General features: G+C 61.0%; 18 protein-coding genes. 12 read left to right on the forward strand and 6 right to left on the reverse strand.

Annotation, left to right across the window (positions count from 1 at the left end):
• Positions 1 to 49: 49 nt before the first annotated feature.
• The 3 genes from QZR30_RS08245 to QZR30_RS08255 are packed head-to-tail and all read right to left on the reverse strand — an operon-like array spanning position 50 to position 3596.
• Positions 50 to 997: a dihydrodipicolinate synthase family protein gene (locus QZR30_RS08245; RefSeq protein WP_311903167.1), complete on the reverse strand. Its 948-nt coding sequence runs from the start codon at positions 995 to 997 to the stop codon at positions 50 to 52.
• Positions 998 to 1032: 35 nt separating this feature from the next.
• Positions 1033 to 1959 (reverse strand): 4-hydroxyproline epimerase, encoded by a 927-nt coding sequence (locus QZR30_RS08250; RefSeq protein ID WP_046068271.1) that lies wholly within the window; start codon positions 1957 to 1959, stop codon positions 1033 to 1035.
• A gap of 11 nt (positions 1960 to 1970) precedes the next feature.
• Entirely contained in the window at positions 1971 to 3596 is a 1626-nt protein-coding gene (locus tag QZR30_RS08255) for an APC family permease (protein ID WP_046068270.1), read from the reverse strand.
• A gap of 187 nt (positions 3597 to 3783) precedes the next feature.
• On the opposite strand from QZR30_RS08255, the gene QZR30_RS08260 reads away from it, so the two are divergent.
• Complete coding sequence (locus QZR30_RS08260; RefSeq protein ID WP_046068269.1) at positions 3784 to 4593, forward strand: AraC family transcriptional regulator; 810 nt, start codon at positions 3784 to 3786, stop codon at positions 4591 to 4593.
• A gap of 168 nt (positions 4594 to 4761) precedes the next feature.
• Positions 4762 to 6825: a maltose alpha-D-glucosyltransferase gene (gene treS, locus QZR30_RS08265; RefSeq protein WP_311903168.1), complete on the forward strand. Its 2064-nt coding sequence runs from the start codon at positions 4762 to 4764 to the stop codon at positions 6823 to 6825.
• An 86-nt stretch (positions 6826 to 6911) separates the two neighbouring features.
• Here the strand turns inward: treS and QZR30_RS08270 are convergent, their stop codons facing one another.
• Complete coding sequence (locus QZR30_RS08270; protein WP_043047676.1) at positions 6912 to 7340, reverse strand: glycine zipper domain-containing protein; 429 nt, start codon at positions 7338 to 7340, stop codon at positions 6912 to 6914.
• Between the two features lie 228 nt (positions 7341 to 7568).
• Between QZR30_RS08270 and QZR30_RS08275 the strand changes: the two genes are divergently transcribed.
• Positions 7569 to 8027 carry an Hsp20 family protein gene (locus tag QZR30_RS08275; protein WP_046068267.1) on the forward strand — a complete coding sequence of 153 codons (459 nt, stop codon included), beginning with the start codon at positions 7569 to 7571 and terminating at the stop codon, positions 8025 to 8027.
• A gap of 49 nt (positions 8028 to 8076) precedes the next feature.
• On the opposite strand, the gene QZR30_RS08280 is transcribed toward QZR30_RS08275, so the two are convergent.
• A complete protein-coding gene (locus QZR30_RS08280) occupies positions 8077 to 8973 on the reverse strand; it encodes a LysR family transcriptional regulator (protein WP_046068266.1) in 897 nt (298 codons plus the stop codon).
• Between the two features lie 284 nt (positions 8974 to 9257).
• Here QZR30_RS08280 and moaB point away from each other — a divergent pair, with 284 nt between their 5' ends.
• The gene (gene moaB / locus QZR30_RS08285) at positions 9258 to 9797 is read left to right on the forward strand and encodes a molybdenum cofactor biosynthesis protein B (protein WP_056847714.1); all 540 of its coding nucleotides are present in this window, start codon (positions 9258 to 9260) and stop codon (positions 9795 to 9797) included.
• Positions 9794 to 10999 (forward strand): molybdopterin molybdotransferase MoeA, encoded by a 1206-nt coding sequence (locus tag QZR30_RS08290; protein WP_056847715.1) that lies wholly within the window; start codon positions 9794 to 9796, stop codon positions 10997 to 10999. Before moaB ends, QZR30_RS08290 begins: the two co-directional genes overlap by 4 nt.
• Before the next feature lie 312 nt (positions 11000 to 11311).
• Here the strand turns inward: QZR30_RS08290 and moaA are convergent, their stop codons facing one another.
• Positions 11312 to 12310, reverse strand: coding sequence for a GTP 3',8-cyclase MoaA (moaA, locus tag QZR30_RS08295; RefSeq protein ID WP_059397291.1), 999 nt, complete (start codon positions 12308 to 12310; stop codon positions 11312 to 11314).
• A gap of 411 nt (positions 12311 to 12721) precedes the next feature.
• Here moaA and QZR30_RS08300 point away from each other — a divergent pair, with 411 nt between their 5' ends.
• The 7 genes from QZR30_RS08300 to pstB all read left to right on the forward strand — a co-directional run bounded on the left by QZR30_RS08300 (position 12722) and on the right by pstB (position 21608).
• Positions 12722 to 15046: an FdhF/YdeP family oxidoreductase gene (locus tag QZR30_RS08300; protein WP_046068261.1), complete on the forward strand. Its 2325-nt coding sequence runs from the start codon at positions 12722 to 12724 to the stop codon at positions 15044 to 15046.
• Positions 15047 to 15178: 132 nt separating this feature from the next.
• A complete protein-coding gene (locus QZR30_RS08305) occupies positions 15179 to 16600 on the forward strand; it encodes a cytochrome ubiquinol oxidase subunit I (RefSeq protein WP_046068260.1) in 1422 nt (473 codons plus the stop codon).
• Positions 16601 to 16615: 15 nt separating this feature from the next.
• Positions 16616 to 17632 carry a cytochrome d ubiquinol oxidase subunit II gene (gene cydB, locus QZR30_RS08310; RefSeq protein ID WP_046068259.1) on the forward strand — a complete coding sequence of 339 codons (1017 nt, stop codon included), beginning with the start codon at positions 16616 to 16618 and terminating at the stop codon, positions 17630 to 17632.
• A 173-nt stretch (positions 17633 to 17805) separates the two neighbouring features.
• Complete coding sequence (gene pstS, locus QZR30_RS08315) at positions 17806 to 18837, forward strand: phosphate ABC transporter substrate-binding protein PstS (protein ID WP_046068258.1); 1032 nt, start codon at positions 17806 to 17808, stop codon at positions 18835 to 18837.
• A gap of 75 nt (positions 18838 to 18912) precedes the next feature.
• Positions 18913 to 19881, forward strand: a complete 969-nt coding sequence (gene pstC / locus QZR30_RS08320) for a phosphate ABC transporter permease subunit PstC (RefSeq protein ID WP_046068257.1) — start codon at positions 18913 to 18915, stop codon at positions 19879 to 19881.
• Positions 19878 to 20771: a phosphate ABC transporter permease PstA gene (pstA, locus tag QZR30_RS08325; protein ID WP_046068256.1), complete on the forward strand. Its 894-nt coding sequence runs from the start codon at positions 19878 to 19880 to the stop codon at positions 20769 to 20771. The genes pstC and pstA overlap by 4 nt, the downstream gene beginning before the upstream one ends.
• Positions 20772 to 20846: 75 nt before the next feature.
• A complete protein-coding gene (gene pstB, locus QZR30_RS08330) occupies positions 20847 to 21608 on the forward strand; it encodes a phosphate ABC transporter ATP-binding protein PstB (RefSeq protein WP_043047778.1) in 762 nt (253 codons plus the stop codon).
• Positions 21609 to 21641 lie beyond the last annotated feature (33 nt).

The following is a 21641-nucleotide window of genomic DNA, read 5'->3' on the forward strand; positions in this document are numbered from 1 at the left end:
ACGCGTTATCGTTAACGACCTTCGCGAGCAAGCTCGCTCCTACAGAAAATCAAGCGACGTTCTGTTCAGCCGACCAGTTGGCATACCACTGGCGGAACAGCGCGTATTGCTGCTCGGCGTACCGACGCTGGGCCTCGCTGAGCACATCGGTTTCGTTGAAGTGCAGGGCGTACCCCTGGTCACCGTTGAGCACCATCAGGTGCTTGTAATACAGCACCAGGTCGCAGCCTTCGTCGAACGACGACAGCACCGCCAGGGCGGCTTCCAGCTCGCGCGCCTGGCGGCGGGCCTTGGCATCGCCCTTGGCGGCTTTTTTGCTCAGGGCCACCAGTTGCAGGACTTCCCGTGGCAGCGCGTTGCCGATGCCGGTGATCGCGCCGGTGGCGTTGCAGTTGACGAAACCGTGCACCACCTGGGTGTCGACACCGACCATGAGGGTCACGTCATCGTCCTGGGAGGTGATGTTTTCTGCGGCGTAGCGCAGGTCGGCAGCGCCGCCGAACTCCTTGAAGCCGATCAGGTTCGGGTGCTCGCGGCGCAGTTCGAAGAACAGATCGGCGCGGGTGGCGAAGCCGTAGTAGGGGCTGTTGTAGATCACCGCCGGCAGGTTGGGCGCAGCGTTGAGGATCGCCGCGAAGTGGGCCTTTTGCGCGGTGACCGAAGCCCCACGGGACAGCACGCGGGGAATCACCATCAAGCCATGGGCGCCGACCTTGGCGGCATGGGCCGCGTGGGCTACCGCCTCGCGGCTGTTCACTGCGCCGGTACCGACGATGGTCGGCACGCCGGCCGCGACCAGGCGCGCCACGCCTTCCTGGCGCTGTGCCTCGGTGAGCAGCGGCCAGTCGCCCATGGAGCCGCAATACACCACTGCGCTCATGCCGATATCGATCAGCTCGCGACCTTTGGCGACCAGGGCGTCGAAGTCCGGCTTGCGCTCGGCGGTGCAGGGGGTCATCAGGGCGGGCATGCAGCCGGTGAAGATGTTGTCGCTCATGGTGCTAACTCCATTCAGGTCAATAAATAAAAGGCTCAGATACCCCAGGCAAACGGGTCCTGCTCGTCGATCAGCAAGGTGCTGTCGGCAGTCATGTAGGCGCGGCCGGTGATGAACGGGCGCACACGTTCACCGTCCCATTCGTAGCGGCCCTGGAACTGGCTGCCGGTGATGCTGGCTTGTACCCAGGTGTCTCCTGCGGCCAGTTTGCCGTCGGCGGCCAGGCAGGCGAGCTTGGCGCTGGTGCCCGTGCCGCAGGGGGAGCGGTCGTAGGCTTTGCCGGGGCACATGACGAAGTTGCGGCTGTCGGCGTGGTCGTCGTCGGCGAATAGTTCGATATGGTCGATCAGCGCGCCATCGGCGCCGTGAATACCCTGGGCCTCAAGGGCCTTGAGCATCGCCCAGGTGTAGTCGGTCAAGGCCTCCACGTTGTCCATCTGCAGCGCCTGGCCGTGGTCCGACACCAGGAAGAACCAGTTGCCGCCCCAGGCAATGTCGCCCAGCACCACGCCATGCCCAGGCACCTGCACCGCTACCTGCCGGCGGTAGCGGTAAGCCGGCACGTTGCGCAGGGTCACGTTGCCGTCTTCGTGCAGGGTGGCCGCCACCGGGCCCACGGGCGTGTCGATGGTGTGGACACCCGGGGCGATCAGCCCGAGGTAATGCAGTGAGGCCACCAGACCGATAGTGCCGTGGCCGCACATGCCGAGGTAGCCGGCGTTGTTGAAGAAGATCACCCCGCAGGTGGCGCCCGGTGTGACTGGCGCGCAGTACAGCGCGCCGACCAGTACATCATTGCCCCGTGGCTCCAGCAGGCAGGCGCGGCGCCACTGATCGTGGTGGGTGCGCAGGTGTTCCAGTTGCTCGGCGATCGAGGCGCCGTGCAACTCAGGAAACCCGCTCATTACCAGGCGCGTAGGCTCGCCGCCGGTGTGCGAGTCAATCACGTGCAGCCGTTTCATAGAAGGCTCCATCAATGGGTTGTCGGGGACAGTGGGGCGCGGTAAGGCGCGTCGCTGACGGCTTCGCTTTCGTCGTCTTCGTGTTCCAGACGCACCAGGTGGGCCGGCACGCCGGTGGCGGCGCCCCAGTAGTAGATGCCTAGGGCACAGGCCGCCACGACCAGGGTGTCAAACGGGTGGCTGATCACGCCGACGCCGCCAAAGCTGCCGAGCTTGGAGAGCAGGATGGTCACGGCGTAGAAGCCGATCAGCCAGGCAGACGAGCGTACTTGTTGCTTGAGATTCAAGTGCGCGGTCGGCACCCAGCGCGCGCACAGCAGGTACACCACAAACATCAGGATTTGCAGGCCCAGCAGCCAGGACACCGTACTCCAGCCTGACCAGTACACGATCAGCGCGGCAATGATGAACGACAGCGGGCCCAGCACCGCCATGCCCTTGACCCGGAACGGGCGCGTCATGTCCGGCGCATTCCGGCGCAGGGCGGCGACGGTCACCGGGGCCACCGCGTAACTGAGGATCAGCGCCGCGGACACTACGTTGATCAGTGCTTCCCAAGACGGGAACGGCAGGGTCCAGAACACCGACAGGCCAAAGGTCAGCCACAGCGCCGGGCGCGGGATGCCGGACTTTTCATCGATGCGCGTGAAGATCTTGAAGAAGGTCCCGGTCTGCGCCCAGCCATACACCACGCGTGGGGTGGCGTTCATGTAGATATTGCCGCAGCCGCTGGGGGAGATCACCGCATCGGCCACCACCAGATAGGCCAGCCAGCCCACGCCCAGGGCCAAGGCGATATCGCGATAGGGCAGGGCCAGTTCCTTGCTGATCCCGGCCCAGCCATTGGCGAGCATTTCGGTGGGCACGCCGCCGAGAAACGCAGTTTGCAGCAGCACGTAGATGGCAGTCGACAGCAGCACCGAGAGAATCAACGCGATGGGAATCGTGCGCTGCGGGTTCTTGACTTCGCTGGCCACCGAAATGATCGGCGTCAACCCCAGGTAGGCAAAGATTACCCCGCCTGCCGACACCGCCATCTCGATGCCTGAGAGGCCGAAGGGGGCAAAGCCGTGCATCTGGAAATTCGCCGGCTTGAAGAAGGTGAACAGCACGCCGATCACCAGCAACGGCACGATGAACTTGAACACGCTCACCAAGTTATTGGCGATGGCGAACGTCTTGACGCTGCGGTAGTTGAGGACAAAGAACAGGCACAACAGCGCGAACTGCACCAGCCAGCCCAGGGTGGTGGGGTCGCTGGAGCCGGCCTTGGTCAGCTCGGGAAACCACGCCGCGGCGTATTGGCGCGAGGCAACCACTTCAATCGCCACCAGGCTGGAAAACGCGATCAGCGTGATAAAGCCCATCAGGTAGCCCAGCAGCGGGCCATGGGAGTACACCGGGTAACGCACCACGCCACCGGCGCGGGGCAGGGCAGCGCCGAGCTCGCAGTAGACGATGCCCAGCAGCAGTACGGCGAAACCACCCAGCAACCAGGAAAAAATCCCTGCCGGGCCGGCGATGGCCGACACATGGCTGGCGGCGAACAGCCAGCCCGAACCGAAGATGGCACCCAACCCGATAAAGGTGAGGTCCATCAGTGACAGCTGTTTCTTGAACTTGCCTTGGCCTGACATAGCGGCGCCTTCTTTTGAGTTATTGGATAGGCATGCAGTGGCGCTATCGTGAACCCATCGACATGGCGGCGATTGATGTTTTGCGTTGGGATGGATGACGAATTCAGCACAGTTTGTCGCGCTCGACAGCGCCTGGCGCATGGCGCAATCTGCGCGTTGTAAAAGCACGAAAAGGGCAGTGATAGTCATGTTGCACAGCGCGTTTGCGAGCCTTTTCCAAGGCAGTCGCCCCCACAGCATCGAACAGCTATTGAGCGGTGTAGAGCAGTTGCTGCCGATGCTCGACGTGTTGCCCAACGCCGCGATTTTTATCAAGGACATCGACGCCCGCTACGTGCTAGCCAACCGCACCCTGGTGCAGCGATGCGGCCTGCGGCAGTTGCAACCGCTGCTGGGCAAGACCAGCGCCGAGGTGTTTCCCGCGCAACTGGGGCCGGGCTATACCGAGCAAGACCGACGTGTACTCGAGCAGGGGCTGGTGCTTGAAGACCAGCTTGAACTGCACCTCTATGGGACCCGCGAGCCCGGCTGGTGCCTCACGCACAAATGGCCGCTGTACAACCATCTCGGCGCGATCATCGGCCTGGCGGGGATTTCGGTCGACCTGCAATCGGCCAGCGAAACCCACCCGGCCTATCAACGTCTGGCGGCAGTGGACGAACACATCCGCAACCACTTCAACCGCCGTGTGACCCTTGGTGAGTTGACCCGTATCGCAGGGATATCCGTGGCGCAACTGGAGCGCTACTGCAAACGCGTCTTCCACCTCACACCGCGGCAAATGATCCAGAAAGTGCGACTGGAACATGCCCGGCGGCTGTTGCATACCGACCTGCCGATTACCGAGGTGGCGCTGCAATGCGGGTACACCGACCACAGCGCGTTTACCCGCCAGTTCAAGGCGCTGACCGGGTTCACCCCCAGGCAGTATCGACAAGCAACACCAGGAGGGCGGACACACGAAAGTCCAATGTGGGAGGGGGCTTGCTCCCGATAGCGGTGTGTCAGTCACACAAGAATCGACTGAAGCACCGCTATCGGGAGCAAGCCCCCTCCCACATTTTTGGATTGCTGCCTGCCTTGGCTCCATTTCAATGCAACGAATGGCGCGCCCGCCCCTCCTATGCTTACGAGTAACCTTTTGACCACCACAGGTATCGAGCTTATGACCGCGGCGAACAACGACCATGTGAACTGGCTGGTGCAGCAATCCATGCTGCACGCGGCGCGACAGCGGGCCAAACTGTATTCCGGGCAGGGCCGCTTGTGGCAGCAGCCGTACGCACATACGCGTCCGCGGGATGCTTCAGCCTTGTCATCGGTGTGGTTCACCGCGTACCCGGCGTCGATTGTCACCCGCGAAGACGGCACGGTGCTGGAAGCGCTGGGGGATGAAACCCTGTGGCATGCCTTGTCGAAGATCGGTATCCAAGGCATTCATAACGGCCCGCTGAAAAAGTCCGGTGGCCTGTCTGGCACCGAACACACGCCGACCATCGACGGCAATTTCGACCGCATCAGCTTCGATATCGACCCGCAACTGGGCACCGAGGCGCAGTTGCAGGCGTTGACACGCATGGCCGCCGCGCACAATGCGGTGATCATCGACGACGTGATTCCATCCCACACCGGCAAGGGCGCCGATTTTCGCCTGGCGGAAATGGCCTACGAGGACTACCCCGGGCTGTACCACATGGTGGAAATCCGCGAGGAAGACTGGCCGTTGCTGCCTGAGGTGGCCGAGGGCCGTGATGCGCAGAACCTTAGCCCGCTGCAGGTGGATGCGCTGCGCGACAAGAACTACATCGTCGGCCAGTTGCAACGAGTGATTTTCTTCGAGCCCGGGGTGAAGGAAACCGACTGGAGCGCCACACCTGTGGTGCTCGGCGTGGATGGCAAGCCACGCCGCTGGGTGTACCTGCATTACTTCAAGGAAGGCCAACCCTCGCTGAACTGGCTTGACCCTTCGTTCGCCGCGCAGCAGATGATTATCGGTGACGCGCTGCACGCCATCGATGTGATGGGTGCCAAGATCCTGCGCCTGGACGCCAACGGTTTTCTCGGCGTGGAGCGCAAGCTCGATGGCACGGCCTGGTCGGAAAGCCATCCACTGTCGATCACCGGCAACCAGTTGCTTGGCGGAGCGATCCGCAAGGCCGGCGGTTTCAGCTTCCAGGAACTCAACCTTACGGTGGACGATATTGCGTCCATGTCCCACGGCGGTGCGGACCTGTCCTATGACTTCATCACCCGCCCGGCCTACCAGCATGCGTTGCTGATGGGCGACACTGAATTCCTGCGCCTGATGCTGCGCCAGATGCATAACCTCGGCATTGATCCGGGGTCACTGATCCATGCCTTGCAGAACCATGACGAACTGACCCTGGAGCTGGTGCATTTCTGGACGCTGCACGCCCATGACACGTTCCTGTTCCAGGGCCAGACCTTTCCCGGCAACATCCTGCGCGAGCACATCCGCGAGCAGATGTACGAACGCCTGACCGGCGAGCATGCGCCGTATAACCTTAAGTTCGTCACCAATGGCGTGTCCTGCACCACTGCCAGCATCATCACCGCTGCCCTGGGTATTCGTGACCTTGAAGCGATCACCCCGGCCGATATCCAGCAGATTCGCCAGATCCATCTGCTGCTGGTGATGTACAACGCCATGCAGCCTGGCGTGTTTGCGCTGTCCGGCTGGGACCTGGTGGGCGCGCTGCCATTGGCAGCCGAGGAAGTCGCGCACTTGATGGCCGATGGCGATACCCGCTGGATCCATCGCGGCGCCTACGACCTGGTCGATCTCAACCCCGATGCCGAGCTGTCGGCCGGGCAGATGCCACGCTCGAAAAGCCTGTATGGCAGCCTGAACAGCCAGTTGGAAGACCCGGAGTCATTTGCTTCGCAACTGCAAAAAATCCTCGCCGTGCGCCGCGCCTACGACATTGCCGCCAGTCGCCAGATACTGGTGCCGGACGTGGAAAACCCCGCATTGTTGATCATGGTCCACGAGTTGCCGGCCGGTAAGGGCACGCAGATCACCGCGCTGAACTTCGGCGCGACGCCGATCACCGAAACCTTGCACTTGCCCGATATCGCGGCGGGGATGGTAGTGGACATCATCAATGAACGGGTGGAAGGCGACCTGAGCGCCGAGGGTGATTTCACTATCACGCTGGATGCTTATGAAGGCTTGGCGCTGCGGGTGGTGAGCAGCTCGCCGATATAACACGGGGCGGGTGTTGACAAGCCGGGTTGAAAGGAATTCAACGCCTTTGAGCCCGGCTTGTTTGCAATCAGAACAGCATCAGACGATCAATGATGCTTATTCTTGTGCTTATGCTTGTTGCCTTTGTGCTTCGCGCCGCCTGAACGATGATTGCTCTCGTCATCGGCCAGGTTGTTACCCAGCGCGCCACCTGCGGCGCCACCTACACCCGCGCCGATGGTCGAACCGGTGGTGCCGCCCAGGCGATTACCAATCACCGACCCGCCGGCAGAACCCAAACCGCCGCCAATCGCCGCTTCGGTTTTATTGCCCTTTTGCGCGCCAACCGCGCCACCGGCGGCGCCGCCCACGCCTGCACCGATGGCCGCACCGGTCGACCCGCCGAGCTGTTGGCCTACCACATTGCCCAACGCGCCGCCGACACCGCCGCCCAGCGCGGCTGTGCCATCTCCGGCGGCCAGGGCCCCTTGGGAAATCAGGATGCCCAATGCCAGGGCAGGGAATGTCATTTTCATTTTTTTGTACCTCAAGGGCTGTCTCAGGCGCTCACGGTTTAAAGCACGCCTGGCATTCAGATTAGAGCACATGCGGTATCACTGCGGTTTTTGCGATAGTCATTGGCGCAAGAAAAAATTTCTTATGGCCCCCTTGAATTCCGTTTTCTCGTCCATAAATTTTTGATCACGCGATGCCGAACTCGGGTCGCGTACTAAATCACTTGGAGAAACTCAGGAGATTTTAAAATGGCTACTACCCTTTCGTTGGCCCCACTGTTCCGTCAATCGGTGGGCTTTGATCGCTTCAATGACCTGTTCGAGTCGGCGCTGCGTAGCGAGGCTCCGAATTCCTATCCGCCTCATAACGTGGAAAAGCACGGTGACGACGCCTACCGCATTGTCATCGCCGTCGCTGGCCTGACCGAGGAGGACCTGGATATCCAGGTCGAAAGGGGTGTCTTGACGGTTTCCGGCGGAAAACGCGAAACCGACGATAAGGTCGCTTACCTGCACCAGGGCATTGCCCAGCGTGCCTTCCGGTTGTCGTTCCGCTTGGCGGACCACATCGAAGTGCGTGGCGCAGCCCTGACCAACGGGTTGCTGAGCATTGACCTGCTGCGTGAGGTGCCTGAAGAGGCCAAGCCAAAACGCATCACGATTGGCGGCGAGGCCAAGCCTGAACTGCGTCAGGTAAGTGTGCAGTAAAGCAAACGGCGGTAAAAAGGCGCTCTACGGAGCGCCTTTTTTATGCGCGTCAGACCTCGGTCTTGGTCGCGAACAACTTCCTGGCCTCGGCAAAACACTTCTCGGCAATGGCCGAGCGTGGTTCGGTCTTGCGCATCACCATGCCCAGGGGCGCGAGAACGCTGGCGTCCGGCAGGTTGATGAACGCCAGGTTCTCGATCGGGCTCTCCAGGCCGCTGTCCAGGGGCATGATCGCGCAGCAGAAGCCCTCGTGGATGGCCTGGAACAGTTGGTACGTCGAATCGCTTTCAAGGATGGGCTGCGGATCGAGGCCGCGGCTGCGGAAGCTCAGGTCGATGGACTTGCGGTAGTGCATGCCATTACTGATCATCCCCAGGGGCAATTCGGCCGCGTCTTCCCAGCTCATTTCCGTGCCGTCGAAATGGAAATGACGGGTGTCGTAGAGCAGGCCGACGCGGGTCTCGCCCAATTCGAAAAAATCCAGATAGTTGGCGTTCACATGGTCCAGGTAGCACACGCCCAGGTCCAATTGGTTGGTGCCCAGGGCCTCGATAATCTTGTCCGAACTCATGGAGGTCAGGCTGAACTTGAGTTCCGGGAAGGTGTGGGACAAACCCTGGATGTAGCTGATCGGGTTGAACCCGCTAAGCGGCACCAGGCCCAGGCGCAGGTTACCGACCAACTGGCCACGGCACGCGGCGGCTTCGGCGAACAAGCCATCGTGGGCGGCAAGCAGGGTCCGGGCCCAGGCCAGCACGCGCTCACCGGCCTGGGTGAAGCCTTCGAAGCGCTGGCCGCGGGTGACCAGCTCCAGGCCCAGCTCATCTTCCAGGTTGCGCAGGCGCATCGACAGGGTCGGCTGGGTGATGTGGCAGCGTGCGGCAGCCTGGCCGAAGTGCCGGGTCTGCTCCAGCGCGATCAGGAATTTGAGTTGCTTTATGTCCATTAAGGCACCTGCCTGGGAATAAGTGAGAGCCGTTCGAGGCGCGAGGTGCTGGAAACCCGCGTAACCCGACGAATGAATGAACAGACGATCTCATTGTAACGGCAGGCACGTCCAATCACCTGTATTGACGACGCGATTGATGCACTCGATAACAGTCCAGGGCCGCCTGTAAAAGCCGTGATAGAAACGCTCGATAACCCGGTCAGCCGTAACGATTAGACAGCCATCGTTTCAGCGCTTTAGCCTGCGGCCATTGTCTTGATAATCGCCTGCCGGAGAATCACATGAGCGTAACGTCGGATGCATTGTTTGTACCCTTGAATATTGCCGTGTTGACGGTCAGCGATACCCGCGAATATGCCAATGACACCTCCGGGCAATTGCTGGTCAGCCGTCTGTTGGAAGCCGGGCACAGCCTGGTGGAGCGCAATCTGCTCAAGGATGACCTGTATAAAATCCGCGCCCAGGTGGCGACCTGGATCGCCGATGAGCGCGTGCAGGTGGTATTGATTACCGGCGGCACCGGTTTTACCGGCCGCGACAGCACTCCCGAGGCAGTGGGATGTTTGCTGGATAAGCACATTGACGGTTTCGGTGAGCTGTTTCGGGCGATCTCGATTCTTGATATTGGTACTTCCACGGTGCAGAGCCGCGCCTTGGCCGGGCTGGCCAACGGCACGCTGGTGTGCTGCCTGCCGGGCTCGACCGGGGCTTGCCGTACTGCGTGGGAAGGTATTCTTGCCGAGCAGCTCGATGCGCGTCACCGCCCTTGTAATTTTGTGCCGCATCTCAAGCCGATCGCACTGTGTGGCACACGGGGATGAGCCGCGCCGCGCTGATGTCGGTGGAGGAGGCCATTGCTGCATTGTTGGCCCTGGCCCAGGAACACCGCCTGCAAGACAGCGAGTCGGTGTTGCTCAGCGATGCCCGGCAACGGGTGCTGGCCAATGACTTGGTGGCGACCCTGGACCTGCCGCCCTGGCCCAACAGTGCCATGGACGGCTACGCCCTGAACCTCACGGGTTGGCGGGGCCAGCCACTGCCGGTGTCGCAACAGGTCTTCGCCGGTCAAGAGCCTGAGCCGCTGCAGCCCGGCACTTGTGTGCGCATCTTCACTGGCGCACCGGTGCCGGACGGTGCCAATTGCGTCGAGATGCAGGAGAACGCCGAGGTGCTGGACGATGCGCGCGTGCACTTCGCCCAGCCGTTGCGCGAGGGCCAGAATATCCGCGCCCAAGGCCAGGAAAACCGCGCCGGTGAGGTATTACTGCAGGCCGGCAAGCGACTCGGCCCTTTCGAGTTGGCCGTTGCAGCGGCCCAGGGCTGCACCCATGTATCGGTGGTACGCCGTCCACGGGTGGCGCTGCTGTCCACCGGCGATGAACTGGCCGAGCCGGGCACGCCGCTCAAGCCTGGCTGCATCTACAACAGCAACCGCACCTTGCTCAGCCATTGGCTGGGCGCGCTGGGGTGTGAGGTCATCGACGGTGGCATTCTTCCCGACCAGCCGCAACTGACTCGGCTCAAGCTGGAGCAGTTGCAGCACGCCGCTGACCTGATCCTGACCACCGGCGGCGTGTCGGCCGGCGATGCCGACTGCCTCGGCCAGGTACTGCGTGAATGCGGCAAGCCGTTGTTCTGGAAACTTGCAATCAAACCGGGCAAACCCCTGACCGTCGGTTCATTTGGCCGTGTGCCAGTGATTGGCCTGCCCGGCAACCCGGCCTCGGCGCTGGTGACCTTCGGGCTGCTGGCGCGGGCATATCTGTTGCGCATCCAGGGCGTCGATGATGTCACGCCGATGAGCTTTGCGGTGAGTGTGGGGTTTGACTGGCCCAGGGCCGGCAGTCGCCGCGAATACCTGCGCGCCAGGATCGAGGCGGGCAGGGCGGTGCTGTATCCGAACCAGAGTTCCGGGGTGATGCTGGGTGCTTCGTGGGCGGATGGGTTGGTTGAAATTTGCGAGGGAAGCACGTTGCAGGCCGGTGATACGGTGCGGTTCATACCGTTCTCTGAGTTGTTCTGATTCGCGCACGCCGCGCCTTGGCGAGGTACCGAGTGGTCGGGCAAGAGTAATCAGTCTTGATCCAGCATTCTGGTCGCCTGTCAGGCCGCCATCGGGAGCAAGCCCCCTCCCACAGGTCCAGCGGCGCACCCAAAGTCGTCAGGCTGGTTTCACCCAGCACCTGCTGCCAGGTCTCACCGCGGGCGCATAGGAATTGCCTGACGTCTGCAATGGTGTGCAGGGACTCATCCAGTACGAGCTGTTCACCGCCGCTGCCCTCGTGCATGGGGCACCTCGGGGCAGCTCGATACAAAAAAGGGAAAGCCGGGTCGATTAGCCGCCGGTCATGTTCATGAAACGCACCACCTGCACATCATCGTTGAGCTCGAAGTTGTGTCGATAAGGCTTGATCTTCATCGACTCGAGGATGGCGTGCTCCAGCCGTTGTGGTTCACCCGGATAACGGCGCAGCACCTCCTTTAGGTCGACCGAATGCTCGTTGCCCAGGCACAACAGCAAGCGGCCTTCTACGGTCAGCCGCACGCGGTTGCAGGTGCCGCAGAAGTTGTGGCTGTGGGGGGAAATAAAGCCCAGGCGGATATGCGGCGCTTCGGCCAGGCGCCAGTAGCGTGAAGGGCCCTGGGTCGATTCGGCCGAGTCGATCAGGGTGTAGCGTTCGGCGATGCGCTCGCGCACTTGCGCGCTGGAGTAGAACGCCTCGGCACGGCTGTGTTCGCTGATCACGCCCAAGGGCATTTCCTCGATAAAGCTGATATCCACGCTGCGTTCGATGGCGAACGCTACCAGGTCGTTGATCTCGTGATCGTTGCGGCCTTTCATTACCACGCAGTTGAGTTTGGTGTGTTGAAAGCCTGCAGCATTCGCGGCGTCGATACCGGCGATGACCTTGGCCAGGTCGCCGGTGCGCGTCAGTTCGCGAAAGCGCTGGGGGTCGAGGCTGTCGAGGCTGATATTCAGGCGCTTCACGCCAGCCTCGAACAAGGGGGCGGCGAGCTTGCCCAGCTGTGAGCCGTTGGTGGTCATGCACAGCTCGCGCAGGCCGGGGAGGGCGGCGATGCGCTGGCACAGGTCAACCACGCCCGGGCGAATCAGCGGCTCGCCGCCGGTCAGGCGGATTTTGCGAGTGCCCAGCGCTACGAAGCTTTCAGCCAGTTGATACAGCTCCTCCAGCGTGAGGATGCGCTGGCGCGGCAGGAACTGCATGTCTTCGGCCATGCAATACACACAACGGAAATCGCAGCGGTCGGTCACCGACATTCTGAGGTAGTCGACCCGGCGAGAAAAACTATCCATCAGGATCTTATCGGTCATGGAAACCTCCGGCTGCGGCTCAATAAGAGCGTAGCCATGGCGTTGTTTTTGAGCGCTCGACAGAGATGAGAGCCTTATTTGATTCAAGCCTAAAGTTGTTTTTGAAGGGCGTCTAATCACTATTAGCAACTGAGTGATCGATGAAATCTATAGCGATTTTATTTAGATTTTTTAAGCTCATATCACTATGAAAAATAACGACTTTAATGGTGATCGATGTTATCGATGGCGTGGTCATTATTTGTGATTAGACAGATGTTTTTGCAGGGCCTAGCCTGAATATGTAAACCGATTTTGAGACCGTGGAAAGATCGGTGCAAACACTGTTTGCGTTCTGCAATGCCTGAAAATAACCACCAATAAAGGCTTTAAGTTAGGCGCTGCCTATGCGTGAAGTCCTGGAGAAGCATCATGAGCGAAGTTGAGCGTTATAAACCCTACAAGGGGGCGGCCGCCGGTTGGGGCGCGCTGATCGCGGTGACGAAAAACTGGCTGGGCAGTGAAAACGCGCTCAAGAACATCCGCGCGATGCTCAAGACCAACCAGAACGGCGGTTTCGACTGCCCCGGTTGCGCCTGGGGCGAGTCGCCTGAAAGCGGCATGGTCAAGTTCTGCGAGAACGGCGCCAAGGCGGTCAACTGGGAAGCCACCGGGCGCCTGGTCAACCCGGCGTTCTTCAACAAATACACGGTGTCGTCGCTGGCAGCGCAAAGTGACTATTGGCTCGAATACCAGGGCCGCTTGACCCACCCGATGCGCTATGACGACTCCCTGGACCGTTATGTCGAAATCTCTTGGGACGATGCCTTTGCCCTGATCGCCAAGCACCTCAACGAGCTGGAGTCGCCGGACCAGGCCGAGTTCTATACCTCGGGGCGCGCCAGTAACGAAGCGGCTTATCTGTACCAGCTGTTCGTTCGCGCCTACGGCACCAATAACTTTCCCGATTGTTCGAACATGTGCCACGAAGCCAGCGGCCTGGGCATGGACGACAGTGTCGGCGTGGGCAAAGGCACGGTGACTTTCGATGACCTGGAAGAAGCCGACGCGATTTTCGTCATCGGCCAGAACCCCGGCACCAACCACCCCCGCATGCTTGAGCCACTGCGCGAGGCGGTAAAGCGCGGCGCTCAGGTGATTTGTTTCAACCCGCTCAAGGAGCGTGGGCTGGAGCGTTTCCAACACCCGCAGCATCCTCTGGAGATGCTCACCAATGGTTCCGAACCTACCTCGTCGGCGTACTTTCGCCCGGCCTTGGGCGGCGACATGGCAGCTTTTCGCGGCATCGCCAAGTTCCTGCTCAAATGGGAACGTGAAGCCTTGGAGAACGATGGCGAGGCAGTTTTCGACCGCGCTTTCATTGCCCAGCATACCTCGGGCCTGGAGCGCTACCTGGCGCAAGTGGACGCGACTTCCTGGGAGCATATCGTCGAGCAATCGGGCCTGAGCCTTGAGGATATCGAGCTGGCCGCACGTATGTACCGGCGCGCCAAGCGGGTGATCATGTGTTGGGCGATGGGCGTGACCCAGCACACGCACTCGGTGCTGACCGTGCAGGAAATCATCAACGTGCAACTGTTGCGCGGCAACATCGGCCGGCCAGGGGCGGGGCTGTCGCCCGTGCGCGGCCATAGCAACGTGCAAGGCGACCGCACCATGGGCATCAACGAACTGGCGCCGCCGGAGTTGATTAACGCATTGGAAGCACGCTTTGACTTCAAGGTACCGCGCCGCCATGGTCACAACACGGTCATGGCGATTGCTGCCATGGAAGAAGGGCGCGCCAAGGTCTTCATCGGCCTGGGCGGCAATTTTGCCCAAGCCACGCCGGACACCCCGCGCACCCATGCGGCGCTGCGCAAGTGCGATCTCACCGTGCACATCGCCACCAAGCTCAACCGCAGCCATCTGGTGACGGGTCGCGAAGCCTTGATCCTGCCGTGCCTGGGCCGGACCGATATCGACATCCAGGCAGAAGGCCCGCAAGGCGTGACCGTTGAAGACACTTTCAGCATGGTGCACATCTCCCACGGCCAGCTGAAACCCAAGTCGCCGCTGATGCGTTCGGAACCGGCAATCATCGCCGGGATCGCCAATGCGACCCTGGGCAAGCACCCGATTGACTGGCTGTGGACCGTGGCGGACTACGGCCGCATCCGCGACCTGATTGCCGACACCATTCCCGGCTTCAAGGACTTCAACACCAAACTGCTGCACCCGGGCGGTTTCCACCTGGGCAACGACGCAGCGCGACGCATCTGGAAAACCGACACCGGCAAAGCCCAGTTTGTCTCCAGCGTGTTGCCGGCGCACCTGGTCAGCGAAGGCGTGCGCAACCTGGACGTCAAGCCGGAGCTGATCCTGCAGACCATGCGTTCCCATGACCAGTACAACACCACCCTGTACGGGCTCGATGACCGTTATCGCGGCGTCTATGGCATGCGCGATGTGGTGTTCGTCAATGAACAGGACATCCGCAAGCTGGGCTACGAGCCGGGGCAGAAAGTCGACATGGTCTCGCTGTGGGGCGATGGCCGTGAGCGTCGGGTCAGCGGCTTCACCTTGATCGCCTATGACATTCCCGCCGGGCAGGCCGCCGCCTATTACCCCGAAACCAACCCATTGGTGCCGCTGGAAAGCTATGGCGACCGCACCTTTACCCCGACGTCGAAGTTCATCGCCATCCGGCTTGAACCCGCGCCGGCCAGCAATCTGATCCAGTCCCACGGCGCTTGAGCCGTACCGGGGCGGCCATTACGGCGCCCTGGGTTTCCCTGATCACTGCACATCCGTTTGCCCCAGGCCACGAGGCCTGAGGCACGCCGGGCTAGGTGCGCGTGCGCATCAAGTTTCCATAAGGGTATTGCCATGTTAAATCTCGAGGCGCTGGATCTTGCGCGAATTCAATTCGCCTTCACGGTCTCGTTTCACATTATTTTCCCCGCCATCACCATCGGCCTGGCCAGTTTCCTGGCGGTGCTCGAAGGCTTGTGGCTGAAAACCAACAACGCGGTCTACAAGGACCTGTATCACTTCTGGTCGAAAATCTTCGCCGTCAACTTTGGCATGGGCGTGGTCTCGGGCCTGGTCATGGCCTACGAGTTCGGCACCAACTGGAGCCGCTTCTCGGACTTTGCCGGCAGCATCACCGGACCGTTGCTCACCTATGAGGTGCTGACGGCGTTCTTCCTGGAGGCGGGCTTCCTCGGGGTCATGCTGTTTGGCTGGAACCGGGTAGGGCGAGGCCTGCACTTCTTTTCCACGGTAATGGTCGCCATCGGTACGTTGATCTCGACGTTCTGGATCCTGGCGTCCAACAGCTGGATGCAAACGCCTCAAGGCTTCTCCATCGTCGATGGCCGGGTGATGCCGCTGGACTGGTTCGCTATCGTGTTCAACCCGTCATTCCCGTTCCGCCTGGCGCACATGGCGATTGCCGCGTTCGTTGCCACTGCGTTCTTTGTCGGCTCATCGGCGGCCTGGCACCTGCTGCGTAACAACGACACGCCGGCGGTGCGCAAAATGCTCTCGATGGCCATGTGGATGGCGCTGATCGTGGCGCCGATCCAGGCAATCGTGGGTGATGCCCATGGCCTTAATACTCTGGAGCATCAGCCGGCGAAAATTGCCGCCATTGAGGGGCACTGGGAAAACGTCGGCGATGGTGCGACGCCGCTGGTGTTGTTTGGCATCCCTGACATGCAGGCCGAGAAGACCCGCTTTGCAATCGAAGTGCCGTACCTGGGTAGCCTGATCCTCACCCACAGCCTGGACAAACAGATCCCGGCGCTCAAGAGCTTCCCCAAGGGGGACCGGCCGAACTCGACCATCATCTTTTTCAGCTTCCGCATCATGGCCGGACTGGGCATGTTGATGATCCTTACTGGCTTGCTGGGCTTCGCCTTGCGGCGTAACGGCGCGCTGTATCGCAATCGCCTGTTCCTGCGCCTGGTGTTGTTCATGGGGCCGGCCGGGCTGATCGCCATGCTGGCCGGCTGGATCACCACCGAAGTAGGGCGCCAGCCGTGGGTGGTCTACGGGCTGATGCGCACCGCAGACGCGGCGTCCAATCACAGCGTTACGCAATTGAGCATCTCCCTGGCGTTGTTTGTGCTCATCTACTTCTCTGTATTCGCCGTGGGTATCGGCTACATGATGAAGTTGGTGCGCAAAGGCCCGCAGCCCCATCACGACCATCCGCCACAGGGCGGCCCCGGCCAGGAGCGTACACCACGCCGCCCCCTGTCCGCCGTCACCGAGACGCTCGCGTCCGGCGACCACACCAACTGATCAAGGGGATTGCACATGGGCATTCAAGGTATAGACCTGTCGTTGATCTGGGGCGTAATCATTGCCTTCGGGGTGATGATGTACGTGATCATGGATGGTTTCGATTTGGGCTTGGGCATCCTGTTTCCGCTGATCCCGGACGAGCAGGAACGCGACGTGATGATGAACACCGTGGCGCCGGTGTGGGACGGTAACGAGACGTGGTTGGTGCTGGGCGGCGCGGCGTTGTATGGGGCGTTTCCGCTGGCGTACTCAGTGATCCTGGAGGCGTTGTACCTGCCGTTGATGTTCATGCTGGCCGGGCTGATCTTTCGTGGCGTGGCGTTTGAGTTCCGCTTCAAGGCCAGCCCGCAGAAGCGGCATATCTGGGACATGGCGTTTATCGGCGGCTCGTTCCTGGCGACTTTCTGCCAGGGCGTGGTGATCGGCACCTACATCGCCGGCATTCCTGTGGTCAATCGCCAGTTTGCCGGGGGCAATCTTGATTGGATGTCGCCGTTCCCGTTGTTCTGCGGGGTCGGGCTGGTGGTGGCGTATGCGTTGCTGGGCAGCACCTGGTTGCTGGTCAAGACCGAAGGCATGCTCGAATCGCGCATGCGCCTGTTCAGCCGTTACCTGGCCTTCGCGCTGATGGCGGTGGTGGCAGTGCTGTGTGTGTGGACGCCGTGGCTGCACCCGGAAATCGCCCTGCGCTGGTTTGCCCAGGCGCACATTGTGATGTTCGGCGGCCTGATGCTGCTGGGCGTACTGGCACTGGTGGGGCTGTTGAAGAGTTTACGCCAACATCACTCGCACTGGCCGTTCGTATTCACCCTGGTCCTGGTATTTCTGGGGTATATCGGCCTGGCCTTCAGCATCTGGCCGAACATTGTGCCGCCATCCATCAGCTTGTGGGACGCTGCATCGCCGCCCTCTAGCCAGTTATTCATCCTGATTGGCACGCTGTTCATCCTGCCGATCATCCTGATGTACACCTGCTGGAGCTACTACGTATTTCGCGGCAAAGTGAGGATTGGCGATGGCTACCATTAAGGCGCTGGAGGATCCGAGCATTTTAGTCGCATTTTGTTACTAACCAATGCACTAAAAATATAGGGCTGTAGTGGCAAACCGGGACAAAACCCGGTTTGCCACTCAATTTTCATAAAAATGTAACAACCCTGCTGCACAGTTCGGGAGCCCGTCACCACAACGAGTTCCTTTTAATGAAAAGCTTGATGAAGTCTGCAGCACTGGCCGTTACGGTTTCTCTTTGTGCCTCCTCCATGACCTTTGCCGCCGAGAACGTGCGCCTCACCGGTTCCGGCGCCAGCTTCCCTGCACCGATCTACCTCACCTGGTTCAAGGATTTCAGCAAGAAGACCGCTGGCGTCACCGTGGACTACCAATCCAAGGGCAGCGGCGCCGGTGTGCAGGACTTCCTGAACAAAACCGTCGATTTCGCCGCCAGTGACTCGGCCATGAAAGACGAAGACATCGCCAAGGTGGCCGAAGGCGTGCAGTTGCTGCCGATGACCGCGGGCGAAATCGTGCTGGCCTATAACCTGCCGGGCAATCCCAAGGGGCTCAAGCTGCCACGCGAGGTTTACTCCAATATCTTCCTGGGCAAGATCACCAAGTGGAATGACCCACAGATCGTGGCCGCCAACCCGGACCTGAAGCTGACCGATACGCCGATCACCGTGGTGGTACGTGCGGACTCCAGCGGCACCACGGCGGTCTTCACCAAGCACCTGGCGACCATCAACCCTGAGTTCAAGCAGGCGCTGGGGGAGGGCAACACCGTTAACTGGCCGGCCAGCGACAAGTTTATCAAGTCGCCCAAGAACGACGGCGTGACCGCCACCGTGCGCCAGACGCCGGGCGCTATCGGCTACATCGAATACGGCTTCGCCAAGCTGGCCAAGGTTGACTTTGCCCAGTTGCAGAACAAGGCCGGCCAGTATGTGGTGCCGAACGCCGAAAGCGGTGCCGAGGCCCTGGCCGCGGTGAAGATGCCGGAAAGCCTGGTGGCCTGGTTGCCGGATCCGGACGGTGCCAAGTCCTACCCGATCACTTCCTACACCTGGATGATCTTCCGCAAGGATAACGGTAACCCGGCCAAGGCCAAGGCCATGCGCGAAATGGTCGAATACAGCCTGACCGAAGGGCAGAAAATCGCCGATTCGATGGGTTACATCCCGCTGCCGCAATCGGTGGTCGATCAGGTGCGCAAAGCCTCCGCCAACATCCAGTAATACCCGTGCGGCCGCTCCCGGTGTGTGCTGCCAGCCATGCCGGAAGCGTTTCCCCCTTTGTTCCGGAATTGACCAATGATCAAACCTTTCGTCGTACCGGTTAACCCGGACTCTGCCTGCCAACCTCCCTCGGCAAAGGATTTCCTGGTAGACCGCACCTTCCGTGCGCTTGCGAAAATCGGGGTGGTGCTGATTCTGGCGTTGGTCGTCGCCCTGGTATTCGAGGTGGGACGCAAGGCCCTTCCAGGCATGGAAAAGCACGGCTTCGACGTGCTGCTTGGCAGTGTCTGGGACGTTAACCAAGGCAAGTACGGCATTCTTCCGGCCATTTGGGGCACGCTCTACAGCGCCCTGATTGCGCTGCTGATTGCAGGCGCCTTCGGAGTCAGTATGGCGATTTTCCTGACCCAGGATTTCCTGCCGGCGAAGCTGGCCGCGGTATTTCGTACCATCGTCGAATTGCTCGCGGCCATCCCCAGCGTGGTGTATGGCCTGTGGGGCATCTACGTGGTGATCCCGGCGATCCGGCCCCTGACCACCTGGTTGAACAGCGAGCTGGGCTGGATACCGTTTTTCGGCACCTCGTTGAGCGGGCCCGGGTTGCTGCCGGCGGCGCTGGTATTGGCGATCATGATTCTGCCGACGATTGCCGCCGTGTCCCAGGACGCGCTGACCAGCGTGCCGATGAAAACCAAACAGGCCGCCTATGGCATGGGCACCACCCACTGGGAAGCGATTCTCAAGGTGATGGTGCCATCCGCCGCCACCGGTATCTTCGGTTCCCTGGTACTCGGCCTGGGCCGCGCACTGGGCGAAACCATGGCGCTGGCGATGCTGGTGGGCAACGCCAACAACATTTCACTTTCGCTGTTCGCGCCGGCCAATACCCTGGCCGCCTTGTTGGCACTGAACTTCCCCGAAGCCGGGCCCAACGAGATCGAGGTGTTGATGTACGCCGCCCTCGTGTTGATGTTCATCACGCTGCTGGTGAACGTTATCGGCTCCATGATCATGCTCTACGCTCAGCGGGGTACTAAACAATGACTAACCTCACGTCCCCTATAACCGCGGTGCCGAGCCTGCAACGCAAATTCGAAGGGCGTGCACTGCGTAGCCTGGTGTTGACTACGCTGGTGTGGCTTGGCGCGCTGCTCGCCAGTGTGCCGCTGATTTCCGTGCTCTACATGCTGATCACCCGTGGCGGCGCACGCTTGAGCCTGGAGGTGTTCACCGAACTGCCGCCCACCGGCTTCGAGACCGGCGGCGGGTTCGGCAACGCGATGGCCGGTACCTTTGTGATGGTCGGCATTGCTGCCGCCATCGCGGTGCCGGTCGGCATCCTGGCCGCGATCTTCCTGGCCGAATTGGGACCGGACAGCAAGCTGGCGAACACCGCACGCTTTGCCGCCAAGATGCTCACGGGCCTGCCGTCGATCCTGGCCGGGGTGTTTGCCTATGCGCTGGTGGTGATGACTACCGGCACCTATTCGGCACCCGCAGGTGGTGTGGCATTGGCGGTATTGATGCTGCCGATCGTTGTGCTGACCGCTGAAGAGTCGATGCGCATGGTGCCCAAGGTCATGAAGGACGCCGCCTACGGCATGGGCTGCACCCGTTCCCAGGTGATCTGGAAAATCATCTTGCCCACCGGCCTGCCGGCGATCCTCACCGGCGTGATGCTCGCCGTGGCACGCGCTGCGGGCGAAACCGCGCCGCTGTTGTTTACCGCGCTGTTCAGCAACTACTGGATCTTCCACGACGGCGACCTGTCGGTGATGAACCCGACCGCCTCCCTTGCGGTGCTGATCTACAACTTCTCCGGCATGCCCTTCGACAACCAACTCGAGCTCGCCTGGGCGGCCTCGTTGGTGTTGGTGATGATCGTGCTGGTCGTCAATATCGTCAGCCGTATCTTCGGCAAGCCCAAGTATTAAGAACGGGAGCATCTGAATTTGAACGTATCAACTGCGCAAGTAGCCGCTCCGTTTGTCACCCAGTCGCCTGTGGTCATGGACTGCAAGCTGGACAGGATCTTCTACGGCAACTTCATGGCGGTGCGTGACAGCCATGTGCCGATTGAAAAAAACAAGATCACCGGTTTCATCGGCCCGTCGGGCTGCGGCAAAAGTACCGTGCTGCGCAGCCTCAACCGCATGAACGATTTGGTGAAGGGCTTTCGTTTCGAAGGCCATGTGCATTTCCTCGGCCAAGACGTGTATGGCAAGGGCGTCGATCCGGTGGTGGTACGCCGCTACATCGGCATGGTGTTCCAGCAGCCCAACCCGTTTTCCATGAGCATCTTCGACAACGTTGCGTTCGGCCTGCGCCTGAACCGCTACAAGGGCGACCTGGGCGATCGCGTCAAGCACGCCTTGCAGGGTGCGGCGCTGTGGGACGAGGTCAAGGACAAGCTCAAGGTCAGCGGCCTGTCGCTTTCCGGCGGTCAGCAGCAACGTTTGTGTATTGCCCGTGCGATCGCCACCGAGCCGGAAGTGCTGCTGCTCGATGAGCCTTGCTCGGCACTCGACCCGATTGCGACCCGCCGGGTCGAAGAGCTGATGGTGGAGTTGAAGAAGGACTACACCATCGCCCTGGTGACCCACAACATGCAGCAGGCCATCCGCGTGGCGGATACCACGGCGTTTTTCTCGGTGGATATTTCCCAGGGCACGCGCACTGGCTATCTGGTAGAGATGGGCCCGACCACCCAGGTGTTCGGCAACCCACGGGAAAAAATGACCGAGGATTACATCAGCGGTAAGTTCAGCTGAGCCATCCATGTTCGATAAAGGCGGTACCTGTGC

Origin of the sequence: Pseudomonas sp. rhizo25 (assembly GCF_031931935.1) — a bacterium.
Classification (GTDB): domain Bacteria; phylum Pseudomonadota; class Gammaproteobacteria; order Pseudomonadales; family Pseudomonadaceae; genus Aquipseudomonas; species Aquipseudomonas synxantha.

Coding starts and splice junctions, on each gene's coding strand:
- QZR30_RS08260 (WP_046068269.1), top strand. CDS start 3,784: ATGTTGCACAGCGCGTTTGCGAGCCTTTTCCAAGGCAGTCGCCCCCAC.
- moaB (WP_056847714.1), top strand. CDS start 9,258: ATGAGCGTAACGTCGGATGCATTGTTTGTACCCTTGAATATTGCCGTG.
- pstS (WP_046068258.1), top strand. CDS start 17,806: ATGAAAAGCTTGATGAAGTCTGCAGCACTGGCCGTTACGGTTTCTCTT.
- QZR30_RS08290 (WP_056847715.1), top strand. CDS start 9,794: ATGAGCCGCGCCGCGCTGATGTCGGTGGAGGAGGCCATTGCTGCATTG.
- pstA (WP_046068256.1), top strand. CDS start 19,878: ATGACTAACCTCACGTCCCCTATAACCGCGGTGCCGAGCCTGCAACGC.
- QZR30_RS08280 (WP_046068266.1), bottom strand. CDS start 8,973: ATGGACATAAAGCAACTCAAATTCCTGATCGCGCTGGAGCAGACCCGG.
- pstB (WP_043047778.1), top strand. CDS start 20,847: ATGGACTGCAAGCTGGACAGGATCTTCTACGGCAACTTCATGGCGGTG.
- QZR30_RS08250 (WP_046068271.1), bottom strand. CDS start 1,959: ATGAAACGGCTGCACGTGATTGACTCGCACACCGGCGGCGAGCCTACG.
- QZR30_RS08275 (WP_046068267.1), top strand. CDS start 7,569: ATGGCTACTACCCTTTCGTTGGCCCCACTGTTCCGTCAATCGGTGGGC.
- QZR30_RS08270 (WP_043047676.1), bottom strand. CDS start 7,340: ATGAAAATGACATTCCCTGCCCTGGCATTGGGCATCCTGATTTCCCAA.
- moaA (WP_059397291.1), bottom strand. CDS start 12,310: ATGACCGATAAGATCCTGATGGATAGTTTTTCTCGCCGGGTCGACTAC.
- QZR30_RS08255 (WP_046068270.1), bottom strand. CDS start 3,596: ATGTCAGGCCAAGGCAAGTTCAAGAAACAGCTGTCACTGATGGACCTC.
- QZR30_RS08245 (WP_311903167.1), bottom strand. CDS start 997: ATGAGCGACAACATCTTCACCGGCTGCATGCCCGCCCTGATGACCCCC.
- pstC (WP_046068257.1), top strand. CDS start 18,913: ATGATCAAACCTTTCGTCGTACCGGTTAACCCGGACTCTGCCTGCCAA.
- QZR30_RS08305 (WP_046068260.1), top strand. CDS start 15,179: ATGTTAAATCTCGAGGCGCTGGATCTTGCGCGAATTCAATTCGCCTTC.
- treS (WP_311903168.1), top strand. CDS start 4,762: ATGACCGCGGCGAACAACGACCATGTGAACTGGCTGGTGCAGCAATCC.
- cydB (WP_046068259.1), top strand. CDS start 16,616: ATGGGCATTCAAGGTATAGACCTGTCGTTGATCTGGGGCGTAATCATT.
- QZR30_RS08300 (WP_046068261.1), top strand. CDS start 12,722: ATGAGCGAAGTTGAGCGTTATAAACCCTACAAGGGGGCGGCCGCCGGT.